General features: G+C 53.3%; 12 protein-coding genes. 6 read left to right on the top strand and 6 right to left on the bottom strand.

Annotated elements, in window-relative coordinates:
* Positions 1-248: 248 nt before the first annotated feature.
* Positions 249-1,148 carry a methylenetetrahydrofolate reductase gene (gene metF / locus C7A19_RS04830; protein WP_069361875.1) on the top strand — a complete coding sequence of 300 codons (900 nt, stop codon included), beginning with the start codon at positions 249-251 and terminating at the stop codon, positions 1,146-1,148.
* 58 nt (positions 1,149-1,206) lie between these two features.
* On the opposite strand, the gene C7A19_RS04825 is transcribed toward metF, so the two are convergent.
* From C7A19_RS04825 to ppc, 3 genes are all read right to left on the bottom strand, one after another.
* Complete coding sequence (locus C7A19_RS04825; RefSeq protein ID WP_069361874.1) at positions 1,207-1,755, bottom strand: PadR family transcriptional regulator; 549 nt, start codon at positions 1,753-1,755, stop codon at positions 1,207-1,209.
* 66 nt (positions 1,756-1,821) lie between these two features.
* Positions 1,822-3,099, bottom strand: coding sequence for an O-acetylhomoserine aminocarboxypropyltransferase/cysteine synthase (locus C7A19_RS04820; protein WP_116644329.1), 1,278 nt, complete (start codon positions 3,097-3,099; stop codon positions 1,822-1,824).
* Positions 3,100-3,282: 183 nt separating this feature from the next.
* The gene (gene ppc / locus C7A19_RS04815) at positions 3,283-5,916 is read right to left on the bottom strand and encodes a phosphoenolpyruvate carboxylase (protein ID WP_116644328.1); all 2,634 of its coding nucleotides are present in this window, start codon (positions 5,914-5,916) and stop codon (positions 3,283-3,285) included.
* 530 nt (positions 5,917-6,446) lie between these two features.
* Here ppc and argC point away from each other — a divergent pair.
* From argC to argH, 4 genes are read left to right on the top strand one after another with little or no spacing between them, the layout of a single operon-like run.
* Positions 6,447-7,457 (top strand): N-acetyl-gamma-glutamyl-phosphate reductase, encoded by a 1,011-nt coding sequence (gene argC / locus C7A19_RS04810; RefSeq protein WP_116644327.1) that lies wholly within the window; start codon positions 6,447-6,449, stop codon positions 7,455-7,457.
* Positions 7,458-7,466: 9 nt separating this feature from the next.
* Positions 7,467-8,246: an acetylglutamate kinase gene (gene argB, locus C7A19_RS04805; protein ID WP_069361870.1), complete on the top strand. Its 780-nt coding sequence runs from the start codon at positions 7,467-7,469 to the stop codon at positions 8,244-8,246.
* A gap of 54 nt (positions 8,247-8,300) precedes the next feature.
* Positions 8,301-9,512 (top strand): argininosuccinate synthase, encoded by a 1,212-nt coding sequence (locus C7A19_RS04800; RefSeq protein WP_116644326.1) that lies wholly within the window; start codon positions 8,301-8,303, stop codon positions 9,510-9,512.
* A gap of 35 nt (positions 9,513-9,547) precedes the next feature.
* Positions 9,548-11,434 (top strand): argininosuccinate lyase, encoded by a 1,887-nt coding sequence (gene argH, locus C7A19_RS04795; RefSeq protein ID WP_116644325.1) that lies wholly within the window; start codon positions 9,548-9,550, stop codon positions 11,432-11,434.
* Positions 11,435-11,451: 17 nt separating this feature from the next.
* Here the strand turns inward: argH and C7A19_RS04790 are convergent, their stop codons facing one another.
* The 3 genes from C7A19_RS04790 to C7A19_RS04780 form a co-directional block, all read right to left on the bottom strand.
* Entirely contained in the window at positions 11,452-11,691 is a 240-nt protein-coding gene (locus tag C7A19_RS04790; RefSeq protein ID WP_116644324.1) for a DUF3624 domain-containing protein, read from the bottom strand.
* Between the two features lie 160 nt (positions 11,692-11,851).
* Positions 11,852-13,303 (bottom strand): dihydrolipoyl dehydrogenase, encoded by a 1,452-nt coding sequence (locus C7A19_RS04785; RefSeq protein WP_116644323.1) that lies wholly within the window; start codon positions 13,301-13,303, stop codon positions 11,852-11,854.
* Positions 13,304-13,355: 52 nt separating this feature from the next.
* Positions 13,356-14,087 carry a glutathione peroxidase gene (locus C7A19_RS04780; RefSeq protein WP_069361864.1) on the bottom strand — a complete coding sequence of 244 codons (732 nt, stop codon included), beginning with the start codon at positions 14,085-14,087 and terminating at the stop codon, positions 13,356-13,358.
* A gap of 147 nt (positions 14,088-14,234) precedes the next feature.
* Here C7A19_RS04780 and oxyR point away from each other — a divergent pair, with 147 nt between their 5' ends.
* A complete protein-coding gene (gene oxyR, locus C7A19_RS04775; RefSeq protein WP_077458674.1) occupies positions 14,235-15,143 on the top strand; it encodes a DNA-binding transcriptional regulator OxyR in 909 nt (302 codons plus the stop codon).
* The last annotated feature ends 35 nt before the right edge of the window (positions 15,144-15,178 follow it).

Genomic DNA, 15,178 nt, shown 5'->3' with positions numbered 1-15,178 from the left:
AACCGTGATCAAGCTGTCTACGCGTTGCGTAGACAGCTTTTTTTGTGTGAAACATGGGCAATCTAGGCGCATTTTGGTGGCCGCGTCGTCTATCTTCATCACACCATGAGTATTTTTCATGGCCCGTATCGTTGACATTTTCATCGAATCACGACAATCTTTAGACATATGGACGTCTAAACGTATAAGTATAAAACACAGCAGATACAGTCATACTGAACAGCGCCGTTCGGTGTCAGGGAGAGGATATGAGCTACACGCACGCAGGCCACATTGATGCACTCAATCAGAATATTGCTGACTTAGATGGCGATATTAATGTCTCATTCGAGTTTTTTCCGCCCAGCACCCCAACCATGGAGGAGACGCTTTGGAACTCCGTGCATCGCTTAAAAGCGCTCAAACCTAAGTTCATGTCGGTGACCTATGGCGCCAACTCGGGTGAGCGTGATCGCACCCATGACATCGTGAAAAGCATTCATGATCAAACCGGTATCGCCGCGGCGCCTCATCTAACCTGCATTGATGCCACTGAAGATGAGCTTCGCCACATTGCCCGCGACTATTGGCAGAATGGCATCCGTGACATTGTGGCGTTACGCGGGGATTTACCCTCGCCAGAGAAAAAGCCGGATATGTATGCGGTGGACTTGGTGCGTTTGCTCAAAGAGGAGCATGACTTTGATATCTCGGTTGCCGCTTACCCTGAGGTACATCCAGAAGCGAAAAGCGCACAGGCGGATTTAATTAACCTTAAACGCAAAGTGGATGCGGGGGCCAGCCGGGCGATTACCCAGTTTTTCTTCGATGTTGAAAGCTATCTGCGCTTTCGTGACCGCTGTGTGGCCGCGGGGATTGATGTGGAGATTGTGCCGGGGATTTTGCCCGTCTCTAACTTCAAGCAGGCGTCACGCTTTGCCAAGATGACCAATGTGCGTGTGCCGCAGTGGATGCACAAACAGTATCAAGGATTGGAAGATGATCCCGTCACGCGCCAGATGGTGGGCGCCTCGATTGCGCTTGATATGGTGCGGGTGCTAAGCCGCGAAGGGGTGAAAGATTTTCACTTTTATACCCTTAACCGTGCGGAATTAACCTATGCCCTGTGTCATACCTTGGGGGTTCGCCCACTTGCGGTCACACCTTAAAAATACGCCCCGGTTATGTCGGGGCGTATTAGGTTGCGTGTTGTGTTTGTTGTATTGATTAAGCACTGGCCGCGAGCATAGTGAGTTCGTCGCGCACTTCCTGCGCCCAGGCCAACCAGGCGCGGCGTTGATGAATACTGCGTCGCAGTGCGAGGCGCATTAAACGTTGTTGTGAGGTCAGTAGTGTGACTTGGCCATATTCACGTTGTTCCAGTAGCGTATAGTGATTAAGTAGCTGCTGAGACTCGGCAATCAAGTTATTCACATGATCCAGCATGGGAGCGGGGTCGAGCACCTCACAACTGAGTAATCTTGCCACGTACTCGTCACGCGGTGGCGCTAACTTGGGCGTTTGAATAAACCACGCTTCTAGCATGTCGGTGCCAACAGGCGTGATGGCGTACACCTTTCTATCCGGTTTCCCGACTTGCGGTTCAAGCCGGTAGGTGACCGCACCTCGATCGGCGAGCTTATTGAGTTCACGATATACCTGTTGATGGCTGGCTTTCCACACATTACTGATGGTGGTGGAAAACGCCTTGGTAATATCATAACCCGTCGCCTCACAGTTGCTTAGCACTGTCAGTATTACATGGGGAAGTGACATCTCTTATATCCACAGTTTTGTTGGTACAACGATTGTTTAGCCCGGGAGCGGCTAGCCTTCTTTGGGCTATTTCGCCGTCGCCAAGGCTTGTTCTAAGTCGGCAATGATGTCATCGATATGCTCAATGCCGACACAAAGACGGATCATCTCGGGTGTCACCCCGGCTCTCGCTTGCTCTTGCTCGTTCAACTGGCGGTGCGTGGTCGAGGCGGGATGGCACGCCAGTGACTTGGCATCACCAATATTCACCAAGCGCTTGAAAAGATTCAGCGCATCATAAAATTTCACTCCCTCGTCAAAGCCGCCTTTTAAGCCGAATGACAGCAATGAGGCCGGCAGTCCACCGCGGATAAGCGACTTAGCACGTTGGTAATGAGGGTGATTGAGTTGACCGGCATAGTTGACCCACGCTACGGCCGGGTGATTGGCAAGGTAATCGGCCACGGCTTTGGCGTTCTCGCAATGGCGCTCCATACGTAGGCTTAAGGTTTCTAACCCCTGCATCAACATAAAAGCATTCATCGGCGAGAGGGCCGCGCCACTGTTACGTAGCGGCACTGTACGTGCGCGGGCAATAAACGCGGCTGGGCCAAAGGTCTCACTATAAACCACGCCGTGATAGGCCGGCTCCGGTTGTGAGAATTGCGGGAAGCGGGCTTGACGTGCCACCCAGTCAAAGGTGCCGCCATCGACAATTATACCGCCAAGGGTAGTGCCATGACCGCCAATGTACTTGGTGAGTGAGTGCACCACGATATCGGCACCATGCTCAATCGGTTTGCACAGAACAGGCGTGGCGACGGTATTATCGACGACCAAGGGGACCCCATGCGCGTGAGCGACCTTGGCAAAACCGGGGATATCCGCGATATTGCCGGCAGGGTTACCAATCGACTCGCAATATACCGCTTTGGTGTTGTCATCAATCAGCGCCTCAATCGCACTGGCGTCGTCACTGGGGGCAAAACGTACTTCAATGCCTTGCTCGGGGAGCATATGGGCAAACAAGGTATAGGTGCCCCCGTAAAGCTGTGGTGTGGCGACGATGTTATCACCGGCCTTGGCGAGAGTTTGCATGGTATAGGTGATGGCGGCCGCACCAGCACTGACACAAAGCCCCGCGATACCGCCCTCTAATGCCGCCACCCGTTGCTCCAACACGTCGTTGGTCGGGTTCATTATCCGAGAGTAGATATTGCCTGGCACATCAAGGTTGAACAGGTCAGCACCGTGTTGGGCATTATCGAACTCGTAAGCGACGGTTTGATAGATAGGGGTGGCCACCGATTTGGTGGTGGGGTCGGTCTGGTAGCCGTGATGAATCGAGAGGGTTTCGTCTTTCATGGCAATTCCTTTGCGTTGTTGGGTCGCGTCAGTGCGACCTTCAATAGTAATAATATTATCAATGTAACAGCAAGCATTCGCTGACGCTTTAGCGAAAAAAAACGAGCAGCGGTCTCTGTGACACGACAAATCGATACAAAAACAAAAAAGCCGCACCCGAGGGTACGGCTTGACTAACAAGGATTAGCCGGTATTACGCAGGCCGGCGGCAATCCCCGCGATAGATATCATCAAGGCATCGTCGAGCGATTGGTCCGGATCCGCTTGCTGACGCGTACGGTATAACAGCTCGGCTTGCAGCATATTGAGTGGCTCGACGTAAATATTACGTAAGCGAATCGCTTCCGCCCCCCACGGGTTTTGCTCCATCAGGTTATCGCTGTTTTCCACCGCCAGTACCACTTGGATATCTTGGCGCAACTGATCCCGCAAGGATTCACCCAACGGCCAGAGGCTTTCGTCGACCAAGCGCTGATCATAGTACTTGGCAATGTCTAAGTTGGTTTTGGTAAACACCATCTCCAGCATCCCAAGACGGGTGGAGAAAAACGGCCATTCGCGGCACATTTCTTCTAGCTGGGCTTTATGGCCTTTTGCAATGGCGTGATCGATCGCTTGTCCAGCGCCTAGCCAAGCCGGCAGCAATAGACGATTTTGACTCCAGGCGAAAATCCAAGGAATCGCGCGCAAGCTCTCGACACCGCCATCGGGATTGCGTTTGGAAGGGCGCGATCCCAATGGCAGTTTGCCTAACTCAAGCTCCGGCGTGGTAGAGCGGAAGTAAGGCACAAATTGCTCATGACCACGCACCACATCACGATAGGCTTGGCAGGAGATGTCACTCAAGGTGTCCATCAGCTGACGCCATTCTTGCTTAGGCTCCGGCGGTGGCAGCAAGTTCGCTTCCAAAATCGCGCTAGTGTACAGGTTTAAGCTGTTAACGGCGACGTCGGGCAGCCCTAGCTTGAAGCGGATCATCTCCCCTTGCTCGGTCACCCGTAGGCCACCTTTTAGGCTGCGAGGAGGCTGTGAGAGCAAAGCCGCATGTGCGGGCGCCCCACCGCGACCCACGGTGCCACCGCGGCCATGGAAAAGGGTGAGATTAACTCCTTGCTCATCACATAAATTGACCAAGGCTTCCATGGCGCGATATTGCGCCCACCCGGCAGACATTACCCCAGCGTCTTTGGCGGAATCCGAGTAACCGATCATCACCATTTGAACGTTCTGGGTAAAGCCACGGTACCAATCAATGGCTAGCAGCTCCCCAATCACTGCCTCGGCATTGTTCAGATCGTCCAAGGTTTCGAAGAGCGGACACACGTCCATACGGAACGAGCAGCCGGCTTCTTTCAGCAATAGATGCACGGCCAGCACGTCGGAGGCGGTGCGTGCCATGGAAATCACATAGGCACCCAAGGCTTCGCGCGGCTGTTCGGCGATCACGCGGCAGGTGTCGATCACCTCTTGTACCTCAGGTGACGGTGACCAATCACGTGGCAGCAACGGACGTTTAGACGCCAGCTCGCGGGTTAAGAAGGCTTGCTTGTCTTGCTCGCTCCATTGGGCGTAATCGCCCATCCCCAAGTAACGGGTCACTTCTGAGAGCACATCGGCATGGCGGGTACTTTCTTGGCGAATATCAAGCTTGATCAGGTGTACACCAAAACATTGCACGCAGCGAAGCACATCAAGCAACTTGCCGTCGGCAATAATGCCCATGCCACAGTGGTGGAGAGACTGATAACACGCCAGTAATGGTTGCCACAACTGCTGGGTGTCGGTCAGGATCCCTTGTGAGGAGGCGCGCTCGCCTTTCAGTTTGGCGTCCAAATAGCTCAGGGTGTGAGTTAGCTGACTGCGCAAAGTTTTGAGGATGGCGCGATACGGTTCGTGTGCCTCGCCGGCCATCTCACGCACAGTGTCATCACACTGGGTCATTGACAGTTCACTGATCAAATCCTGGACATCGCGCAAATACAAATCCGCCGCTTTCCAGCGTGATAATAGCATCACTTCACGGGTGACCTCGCTGGTGACATACGGGTTACCGTCGCGGTCGCCACCCATCCACGAGGAAATTTGTACTGGCTTGGCATCAATGGGCAAGTTGATATCGAGATGGCTTTCAAGCTGCTGATCAAATTGGCGTAAAAACGCGGGCACCGCTTGCCACAGTGAATTTTCAATCACCGCGAAGCCCCACTTGGCTTCATCAAGCGGGGTAGGTCGGTCTTGGCGGATCACATCGGTGTGCCAGGCTTGGGCGATCAACTGCTCGAGACGTTTCTCGGTTTTGGCACGCTCTGCCGCCCCCAAATGTTCACTGAGCTCTAACTTCGACAAGCACTTATTAATCTGCACCAAGTTATGAATGGTGGTACGGCGTGCGATTTCGGTCGGGTGAGCGGTCAGGACTAACTCAATTTTTAAATCGGCGATCGCTTGTTGCGCGTCATTGGCATTAATCTCACCTTGGCTGACACGGCGGAGTAAATCGTCGATAGCATCCGGGCTGCACTCCAGCGCGTCGCATTGACGCGAGACGGTGTGATATTGCTCGGCGATATTAGTCAGATTCAAAAATTGGCTAAAGGCGCGGGCGACCGGAAGCAGTTGGTCAGCCGGCAAGTTTTGCAGCACGGTTTTCAGCTTAGCATGATCGTCCTGATTGCCAGCGGCAGCCGATTTTGAGAGCTGACGAATTTCCTCAACTTTTTCTAAGAGTGCGGGGCCATGGGCATCTTGGATGGTGTTACCCAGCAGGCGGCCAAGCATACTGACATTGCTTTTTAAGGCAGAGTACTTTTCGTTCATAGCGTATCCATTCTGTAACAAAGTTACATCCTACTGTGACTGTAAAGAACCAATCTAGCGAATATTGCGCGATCGGGTCAACTTAACCGCAAATTAGCGCGAAAACTGGCCGCCGGATTTGATGCTTATCATAGAGCCACCCCAAAAGCTGAAAAAAAGTTTCAGCTTTCAGGTTTGCCAGTCTTCCGAGGGCTTCTCCGCGCCCGCCATATCGCGACTTTCTCGTGAATAGCGTCAGTGTCATTTGCATGGTTAGATGGAATTATTGCTCTAATATGAATGAATAGACATTAAAAGTGATTTTTTACGCTTTTTGGGGTTGACGGCCAAACGGGAATGCGATAAAAAATAACCATTCACTATTTATGAATAAAAATATTTAATTGAGAGTTGACCATGATGCCACTCGCTGCCAAACACAACGCCCTTTCTGCTCGACGACGCTAGCCTGCTTTGCGTGGCTATCGGCTACGCCCTCGATCCTCTGCTGCCCCGCAGCACGCCTTAAACACCCATAAAGAGAGACACCCATGACACTTAACACCATTATTGTCGGTGCCAGTGGCTACACAGGAGCCGAGCTTATTGCCCTTGTCCATCGCCATCCGCAATTGCACTTGGCCGGTTTGTATGTCTCGGCAGGCAGTGAAGACGCTAATCGCCCTGTGAGCGCGTTGCACGGCCAACTGCGTGGCGTGGTGGATAGGCCACTGATGCCGTTGTCCTCGCCACAGGATGTCGCCAAGCAAGCCGATGTGGTGTTTTTAGCCACCGCGCACGCGGTCAGTCATGACTTGGCGCCGATTTTTCTGGCTCAAGGTTGCGTGGTGTTTGATTTGTCGGGGGCGTATCGGGTCAATCAAGCCGATTTTTATCCTGCCCATTACGGCTTTGCGCACCAATCACCGACATGGCTTGAGCAAGCCGTGTATGGCTTGGCGGAGTGGCAACAGGAAGCATTATCGGCAGCACAGCTGGTCGCCGTGCCGGGATGCTATCCCACCGCCAGTCAATTAGCGCTCAAACCTGTGCTGGATGCAGGCTTGTTGGATAAACAAATGTGGCCGGTGATCAATGCCACTAGCGGCGTGACGGGCGCGGGGCGCAAAGCGAGCCTGACCAACAGTTTTTGCGAAGTGAGCCTGCATGCCTACGGGGTGTTTTCTCATCGTCATCAGCCAGAAATTGCCGCACACCTCGATACGCCGGTGATTTTCACCCCGCACCTGGGCAGCTACAAGCGCGGCATTCTTGCCACCATTACCGCCAAATTAGCCCCAGGTGTCAGTGAGGCCGAGGTGGGGCAGGCACTCTCTCACGCCTATCAAGAGGCGCCGCTGGTACGGGTGCTCCCAGCCGGTGAGGTGGCCAAGCTGCAAGCGGTGCAGCATACCGGCTTTTGCGATATTGGTTATCAGGCCGCGCATGGGCACCTGATCCTCACCAGTGCGATCGATAACTTACTCAAAGGCGCGGCCAGCCAAGCCGTGCAATGTTTAAACCTTAAGTTTGGCTTTGCCGAAACCACAGCGATTGTCTAGGAGAAACGGATGAAAACGCCATTAGTGATTAAATTAGGTGGCGCGGCACTGAGCTGCAGCGAGACTCTCGCCAAGGTTTTCGGCGCGATCAACACCTACCGTAGTGAGGCTGAGCGTCCGTTAGTGCTGGTGCACGGTGGCGGCTACTTGGTCGATGAGCTACTCAAAAAGCTCGCCCTCACCAGTGTGAAAAAACAAGGCTTGCGGGTCACGCCGGCCGACCAGATTGATTATGTCACCGGTGCCCTCGCCGGGACGGCGAATAAGCTGCTGTTAGCCGAAGCGCGTAAGGCGAAGATTAAAAGCTGTGGCTTGAGCTTGGCCGATGGCGGCTTGTGTCAGGTCAGTCAGCTGGACCCTGAACTAGGTGCAGTGGGGGAAGCTAGCGCCGGGGATCCTAGCCTGCTACAGGCGGTATTGGCCGCCGATTGTGTCCCCATTATTAGCTCGATTGGCATCAGTGACCAAGGTGAGCTGATGAATGTCAACGCCGACCAAGCGGCGGTGGCGGTGGCAACCACGCTAGGCGCTGAGCTGGTGCTGCTGTCAGATGTCAGCGGCGTGTTAGACGGCAAAGGCCACTTACTGCCTTGCCTCACCGAGTTAGATGCACAGCACTTGATGGAAAAAGGCGTGATCACCGATGGCATGGTGGTCAAGGTCAACGCCGCGTTTGCCGCCGCCCGCGAATTAGGTAAACCGGTAGAGATTGCCACCTGGCGCTATCCAGAAAAACTCACGCAATTATTCGATGGCCAGCAAATCGGTACCCGGTTTAGCGCCAGTTAATAAGACGTATAACGACGCGACGACACCGTCGATTTAGGATTTAAGGAGAGCAAGATGAGCAAGGTAAATAAAGTGGTACTGGCCTATTCGGGTGGATTGGATACCTCGGCTATCATTCCATGGCTAAAAGAAAACTATGACTGTGAGGTGGTGGCTTTTGTTGCCGACGTCGGTCAAGGCGAACAAGAGCTCGAAGGCATTGAGCAAAAAGCGCTCGCCTCTGGGGCATCACAGTGTTTTATCGCCGATCTGAAACACGAAATGGTGGCAGATTATATTTACCCTAGCCTAAAAACCGGTGCGGTATATGAAGGTAAATATCTACTAGGCACCTCGATGGCGCGTCCGATCATTGCCAAAGCACAGGTCGAGTGCGCTCTTGAGGTCGGGGCGGATGCACTTTGCCACGGCTGTACCGGCAAGGGGAACGATCAGGTTCGTTTTGAGAGCACCTTCTCCGCGCTGGCGCCGCAACTGAAAGTGATTGCGCCGTGGCGGGAGTGGGATCTCACCAGTCGTGAAGCCTTGCTCGATTACTTGGCCGCCCGCGACATTCCCTGTACGGCGAGCCTTGAGAAAATTTATTCACGTGATGCCAATGCTTGGCACGTGTCAACCGAAGGCGGTGTGCTGGAAGATACCTGGACAGCGGCCAACCAAGATTGCTGGGTATGGACAGTGGCACCGGAAGAGGCACCCAACACGCCTGAGTTTGTCACCTTGGGTGTACAAAGCGGGGAAGTGGTCTCGGTCGATGGTGAGTCCATGTCGCCTTATGACGTGCTGACGCTGCTGAACGACAAAGGGGCAGCCCAAGGGGTGGGGCGGATTGATATCGTTGAGAACCGTTTGGTGGGGATGAAATCCCGCGGCTGCTATGAAACCCCAGGCGGCACCATCATCATGGAAGCGCTGCGCGGCGTTGAACAACTGGTGCTGGATAAAGAGAGTTATCAGTTCCGTGAGGAGCTCGGTTTAAAAGCCTCTCACCTGATTTATGATGGGCGTTGGTTTACCCCGCTTTGCCAGTCGATTGTTGCCGCGGCCAATTCTCTTGCCGCGCCGGTAACGGGCGAGGTGGTGATCAAGCTCTATAAAGGGCAAGCGACTGTGGTACAAAAGCGCTCGACCAATAGCTTGTACTCGGAAGACTTTGCCACCTTTGGGGATGATGATGTCTACGATCACAGCCATGCCGAAGGCTTTATCCGTTTGTATTCGCTGTCGAGCCGGATTCGTACGCTGAACAAACAAAAACAATCCTAATTAAAAAAGCATCGTGAGCAGTAAGGAGAGACAGCATGGCATTATGGGGCGGACGCTTTAGTCAGGCAGCCGACAAACGGTTTCAAGCGTTTAACGATTCACTGCGCTTTGACTATCGCCTAGCAGAGCAAGACATTGTGGGCTCCATTGCTTGGTCGAAAGCCTTGCGTTCAGTGGGCGTGCTGAGTGATGACGAGCAACAGCAATTGGAGCTGGCGCTCAATGAGCTCAAGCTGTCGGTGATGGAAAATCCTGAGCAGATCTTAAACTCAGACGCCGAAGATATTCACAGCTGGGTCGAGCAGCAACTGATCGATAAAGTCGGGGATTTGGGCAAAAAGCTGCATACCGGACGCTCGCGCAACGATCAGGTGGCCACGGATCTTAAACTCTGGTGTCGGCAACAAGGCCAGCAAATCTTGCTGTCTCTCGACAAGCTTCAGCAGCAGCTGGTGGATGTGGCCAGCCAACACCATGATACCGTGTTGCCCGGCTATACCCACTTACAGCGTGCACAGCCGGTGACCTTTGCCCATTGGTGTTTGGCCTATCTGGAGATGTTTGAGCGCGACACTACCCGCTTAAAAGATGCACTTAATCGTCTTGATACCTGCCCGTTAGGATCTGGGGCGCTGGCAGGCACCGCGTACCCGATTGACCGCGATGCCTTGGCACAAAATCTGGGATTTAAACGCGCCACCCGTAATAGTTTGGATTCGGTCTCAGACCGAGACCATGTGATGGAGATGATGTCCGCCGCATCCATGTCGATGCTGCATTTATCGCGGATGGCCGAAGATATGATCTTCTACAATTCGGGCGAGTCAGGGTTTATCGAGCTGGCGGATACGGTGACGTCAGGCTCGTCGCTGATGCCACAAAAGAAAAACCCCGATGCGCTAGAGTTGATACGTGGCCGAACGGGGCGGGTGTACGGTGCTTTGTCGGCGATGATGATGACGGTCAAAGCCTTGCCGCTTGCTTACAACAAGGACATGCAAGAAGACAAGGAAGGACTCTTCGATGCCATGGATACTTGGCATGATTGTTTGGACATGGCCGCCTTGTGTTTTGAAGGTATCACCATTCACAAAGACAAAACCTTGCAAGCGGCGCAGCAAGGTCATGCCAATGCGACCGAGTTGGCTGATTATTTGGTGAGCAAAGGGATCCCGTTCCGTGAAGCGCACCATATTGTGGGTGTGGCGGTGGTGTCCGCTATTGAGCAAGGCTGTGGACTGGAAGATCTACCACTCGCCACCTTGCAGCAATTCTCGCCGGTGATTGAAGACGATGTGTATGCCATGCTCACGATTGAATCCTGCTTGGCCCAACGTCGTGCACTCGGTGGGGTCGCGCCCGAGCAGGTTAGCTTTGCCATTCAAGAAGCGCAAAAGCGTTTGGATAAGCGCTTTACCCCCAAAGTCACGGTGCGCTCAGCGCGGCTGACGGATCTCGATACCATCGAAGGCATGGTGGTGTATTGGGCGAAGTTGGGGGAGAACTTACCTCGTGATCGCCATGAATTGGTGCGTAATATCGGTCTGTTTGCGGTATCCGAGCATCAAGGGGATTTGACCGGCTGCGGCTCGCTGTATATTTACGACTCAGGGCTGGCAGAAATTCGCTCTTTGGGAATCGAAGCTGGCTGGCAGCGCCAAGGTCACGGTACGGCGTTGATGATGCACTTGATTAAAAAAGCCAAGCAAATGGCGATTGAGCAAGTCTTTGTCCTCACCCGAGTGCCAGAGTTTTTCACCCAATTAGGCTTTACCCCAGTGTCGAAATCGCAACTGCCTGAGAAAGTCATGAAAGATTGTGAAATCTGTCCTCGCTTCCACGCCTGTGACGAAGTGGCGCTAACTTATAACATTGCTGGGCCAGCCACGATCTCGACCTTCTCACATGCAGAGATTGAGTAAAAAAGTGTGGGGCGGCTTTAGGGCCGCTTTCTGTTGCGCCGAAATGGATAAATTAATAAATGAAGCGTGAGCAAGGCACTGGCACTGCCGGCGGCGAACAACAAGGCAATCGACTCCACTTGTCGTGGTGTGTCGGCATAGGCCCACCACCAAAGCGGCCAAAGTATGGCAGACATGATAGCAAGTTGGGCCATACAGCGCGTGCAGCGTCCCAGCTTCTGCTTCCAAATGCTAGATTGACAGTATTTGCAAGCCATGTGGTTTCTCTTGGTCGGTAACGGCGATAGCTTATTGTGACGCAGTGAACCGCGGGATACAAAAAAGCCCTCCGCGAAGGAGGGCAAAGGTAAGCAAGTGCTTGGGGAAGCAACAGGCAGTGCCTGTAAAGCGCCGAACGTCGGCGAAAAGGGCAGTGGATTAGCAGCCAGGGCCGCAGTCCATGCAGTGTTTGATCATTTCAGGACCGAGCTTGAGCTTGGCATTCACATCTCGCAGCGCGGTGCGCACGCCTTCTTCAATCACTGGGTGATAGAAGGGCATATCCAACATTTGCGAAATGGTCATTTGGTTTTGATGTGCCCATGCCAACAAGTGGGCCAAGTGCTCGGCGTTCGGGCCAATCATTTCAGCGCCCAAGAAACGGCCAGTGCCTTGTTCGGCATAAACGTGTAACAAGCCTTTGTTGCGCAGCATCACCCGTGAGCGGCCTTGCCCTTCAAAAGAGACCACGCCGGTTTCAAAGCAGCCGCAGGGGCCGAGACGGTCGGTAATTGCTTTGTAGCTTTCGCCCACCATCGCAATTTGCGGGTCAGAGAAGACCGCAGAGAGCTTGCTGCGGCGCAATCCAGCACGAATATCTTTACCGCGCCCCGCGTTGTCACCAGCAATGCGCGCTTGGTCAGCCGCTTCGTGCAGCAACGGAATTTGATTACTGGCGTCGCCGGCAATAAAAATGTGCGCTGCCGTGGTTTGCAGGGTATAACTATCGGCAACCGGCACCCCGCGGGCATCCACTTTGATGCTGGTCGCGTCAAGGTTAAGTTTGTCGACATTGGGGCGACGACCGGTGGCGGCAACCACATAGTCGACCCAACGCAATTGGCTCTCGCCCTCTTTATCACGATAACGGATTTGCACCTTATCGCCTTCACGTACCATCTCTTCCACCTTGGCATCGGCGTCGAGATAAAACTCCTCGCTGAAGGTCTTATCCGCATATGCCATGATCTCTGGGTCGGTCAGCGGGCCCACTTGGCCGCCGACGCCAAACATAGTCATCTCGACCCCGAGGCGATGCAGCGCTTGCCCCAGTTCAAGACCAATCACGCCAGGACCAAATACCGCAACCGAGTCAGGCAGATCGTCCCATTCAAAAATATCATCATTAACCACTAAACGATCACCAAGGTGATCCCAAGCAGACGGCCAGCTTGGTCGCGAGCCTGTCGCAATCACGATGCGATCAGCATGGATACTAGTATGATCGTCGACCATTAAGGTGTGATCATCGATAAAACGCGCATAGCCGTCGATTTTGTCTTGGGCGGGGATATCGTCGACACTTTCCAGTACAAAGCCGACAAAGCGGTCACGCTCGCGTTTCACTCGATCCATCACTTCACGGCCATTAATTTCCGTGGTGCCGCCGGGATACACACCGAAGCCGGGCGCTTTGTCGATGTGGTGCGCCGCTTCAGCCGCCGCAATTAACAGTTTGGATGGCATGCAGCCAACCCGTGCACAGGTGGTGCCATAAGGGCCGCCTTCAATCATCACCACGTTATCCGTATGCGCTTTGGCTGCGCGATAAGCACCGAGCCCGGCGGTCCCGCCACCAATCACAGCCACGTCAACCGTTAATGTTTTCATTGCTTTCTCCTGGGGAAATAACGGGCGGCAACAATGCCGCCCAAACAGCGGATTACTGGTTTAGATAGGTGTCGAGTTCTTCACTGCCACCGATGTGACGGCCACCGATAAACACTTGTGGCACCGTGGCGCGACCGCTGACCGCACGCAAAGAAACCGTGGTAGCGTCTTTGCCAAGGATAATTTCTTCAAACTGAAGGCCTTCGTCGATCAGTGTTTGCTTGGCTTTGGCACAGAACGGACAGCCTGGCTTACTAAACACGGTGATCGAGTCTTGCAGTTTGTGTTCAGGGGCGATGTAGTCAAGCATGGTGTCAGCGTCAGACACTTTGAACGGGTCGCCTGGCTCGTTGGGTTCGATAAACATTTTCTCGACCACGCCGTTTTTCACCAGCATGCTGTAGCGCCATGAGCGTTTGCCAAAGCCAAGATCGTTTTTATCGACCAGCATGTCCATGCCATCAGTGAACTCGCCATTACCGTCAGGCAGGACATGGATGTTGTCGGCGTCTTGGTCAGCTTTCCACGCGTTCATCACAAAGGTGTCGTTGACGGACACACAGACAATGTCATCGACGCCGTACTGTTGAAAAACAGGGTACAGCTCGTTATAGCGTGGCAGGTGCGAAGATGAACACGTTGGGGTAAACGCACCTGGCAAGCTGAATACAATCACGGTTTTATTGGCAAAGATGTCATCGGTGCTTACGTCTTTCCATTGGTCGCCTTCGCGAGTACGGAAGGTGACTTGTGGTACGGGCTGACCTTCTTTTGTTGCTGTCATGAATCGTTCCTTTTGTTTTCAATCTAAGTAGTTAAGCGAGAAGTGACTCGCTGTGTTTTGATGGGTCTAGTATTGCTAAATAAGATTGATAGCTCTAATCGCTTGATGCTATGGTTTTGATAGTTATCCCCTATAGAAGAGGCAACGATGAACATTCGTGACTTGGAGTATCTAGTCGCGTTGGCTGAACACCGCCATTTTCGCAAAGCAGCTGAAGCCTGTTTTGTCAGCCAGCCGACCTTAAGCGGGCAAATTCGCAAGCTGGAAGATGAGCTGGGTGTGAGTTTGTTAGAGCGAACCAGCCGTCGTGTGTTATTCACCGATGCCGGTATGAGGTTAGTACAACAGGCACGTAACGTATTGAGGGAGGTCACAATTTTGACCGAATTGGCCAGTGAGCAAGGGGAAAGCATGACCGGTCCTTTGCATATTGGCTTAATCCCCACTGTCGGCCCTTACCTGCTGCCGAAAATTATCCCGCTACTGCGTGATCGTTTCCCTGAGCTGGAGTTGTTTATCCACGAAGGACAGACGCAGCAGTTGGTACAGCAACTGGAAGAGGGCAAACTCGATTGCATCATTTTGGCCTCTGTAGAAGAAACCCAGCATTTAAAAGAGCTGCCTCTTTACGACGAGCCGATGCTGCTCGCGGTCAATGAAAAGCATCACCTCGCCGATTGTGCCGAGGTGGCGTTAGATGTGCTGCAAGGCGAAACCTTATTAATGCTCGGTGATGGCCATTGTTTGCGTGACCAAGCGATGGGTTTTTGTTTTAAAGTGGGCGCGCGTGAAGATCAACGCTTTCGTGCCACGAGTTTAGAGACCTTGCGCAACATGGTGGCCGCAGGAAGTGGGATCACCTTATTACCACAATTGTCTGTTCCTGCTGATAAGCGAGATGGTGTGGTGTATATACCCACCACGTCACCAACGCCATCTCGCCAAATCACGCTCGATTACCGTCCTGGCTCGCCGCTACGAGGACGTTATGAGCAGCTGGCTGACGCTATCCGTGAACAAATGACCGACGTGATGAGTGATCGCCACCGCCACTAGCTTATCGCGTGACGTGGATATAAAAAGACGCCCGC

This window comes from Salinivibrio sp. HTSP, from assembly GCF_003390965.1.
Classification (GTDB): domain Bacteria; phylum Pseudomonadota; class Gammaproteobacteria; order Enterobacterales; family Vibrionaceae; genus Salinivibrio; species Salinivibrio kushneri.
The sequence above is the reverse complement of the archived record's forward strand: the minus strand, read 5'-3'. Positions and strand labels throughout refer to the sequence as shown.

Coding starts and splice junctions, on each gene's coding strand:
- metF (WP_069361875.1), top strand. CDS start 249: ATGAGCTACACGCACGCAGGCCACATTGATGCACTCAATCAGAATATT.
- C7A19_RS04825 (WP_069361874.1), bottom strand. CDS start 1,755: ATGTCACTTCCCCATGTAATACTGACAGTGCTAAGCAACTGTGAGGCG.
- C7A19_RS04820 (WP_116644329.1), bottom strand. CDS start 3,099: ATGAAAGACGAAACCCTCTCGATTCATCACGGCTACCAGACCGACCCC.
- ppc (WP_116644328.1), bottom strand. CDS start 5,916: ATGAACGAAAAGTACTCTGCCTTAAAAAGCAATGTCAGTATGCTTGGC.
- argC (WP_116644327.1), top strand. CDS start 6,447: ATGACACTTAACACCATTATTGTCGGTGCCAGTGGCTACACAGGAGCC.
- argB (WP_069361870.1), top strand. CDS start 7,467: ATGAAAACGCCATTAGTGATTAAATTAGGTGGCGCGGCACTGAGCTGC.
- C7A19_RS04800 (WP_116644326.1), top strand. CDS start 8,301: ATGAGCAAGGTAAATAAAGTGGTACTGGCCTATTCGGGTGGATTGGAT.
- argH (WP_116644325.1), top strand. CDS start 9,548: ATGGCATTATGGGGCGGACGCTTTAGTCAGGCAGCCGACAAACGGTTT.
- C7A19_RS04790 (WP_116644324.1), bottom strand. CDS start 11,691: ATGGCTTGCAAATACTGTCAATCTAGCATTTGGAAGCAGAAGCTGGGA.
- C7A19_RS04785 (WP_116644323.1), bottom strand. CDS start 13,303: ATGAAAACATTAACGGTTGACGTGGCTGTGATTGGTGGCGGGACCGCC.
- C7A19_RS04780 (WP_069361864.1), bottom strand. CDS start 14,087: ATGACAGCAACAAAAGAAGGTCAGCCCGTACCACAAGTCACCTTCCGT.
- oxyR (WP_077458674.1), top strand. CDS start 14,235: ATGAACATTCGTGACTTGGAGTATCTAGTCGCGTTGGCTGAACACCGC.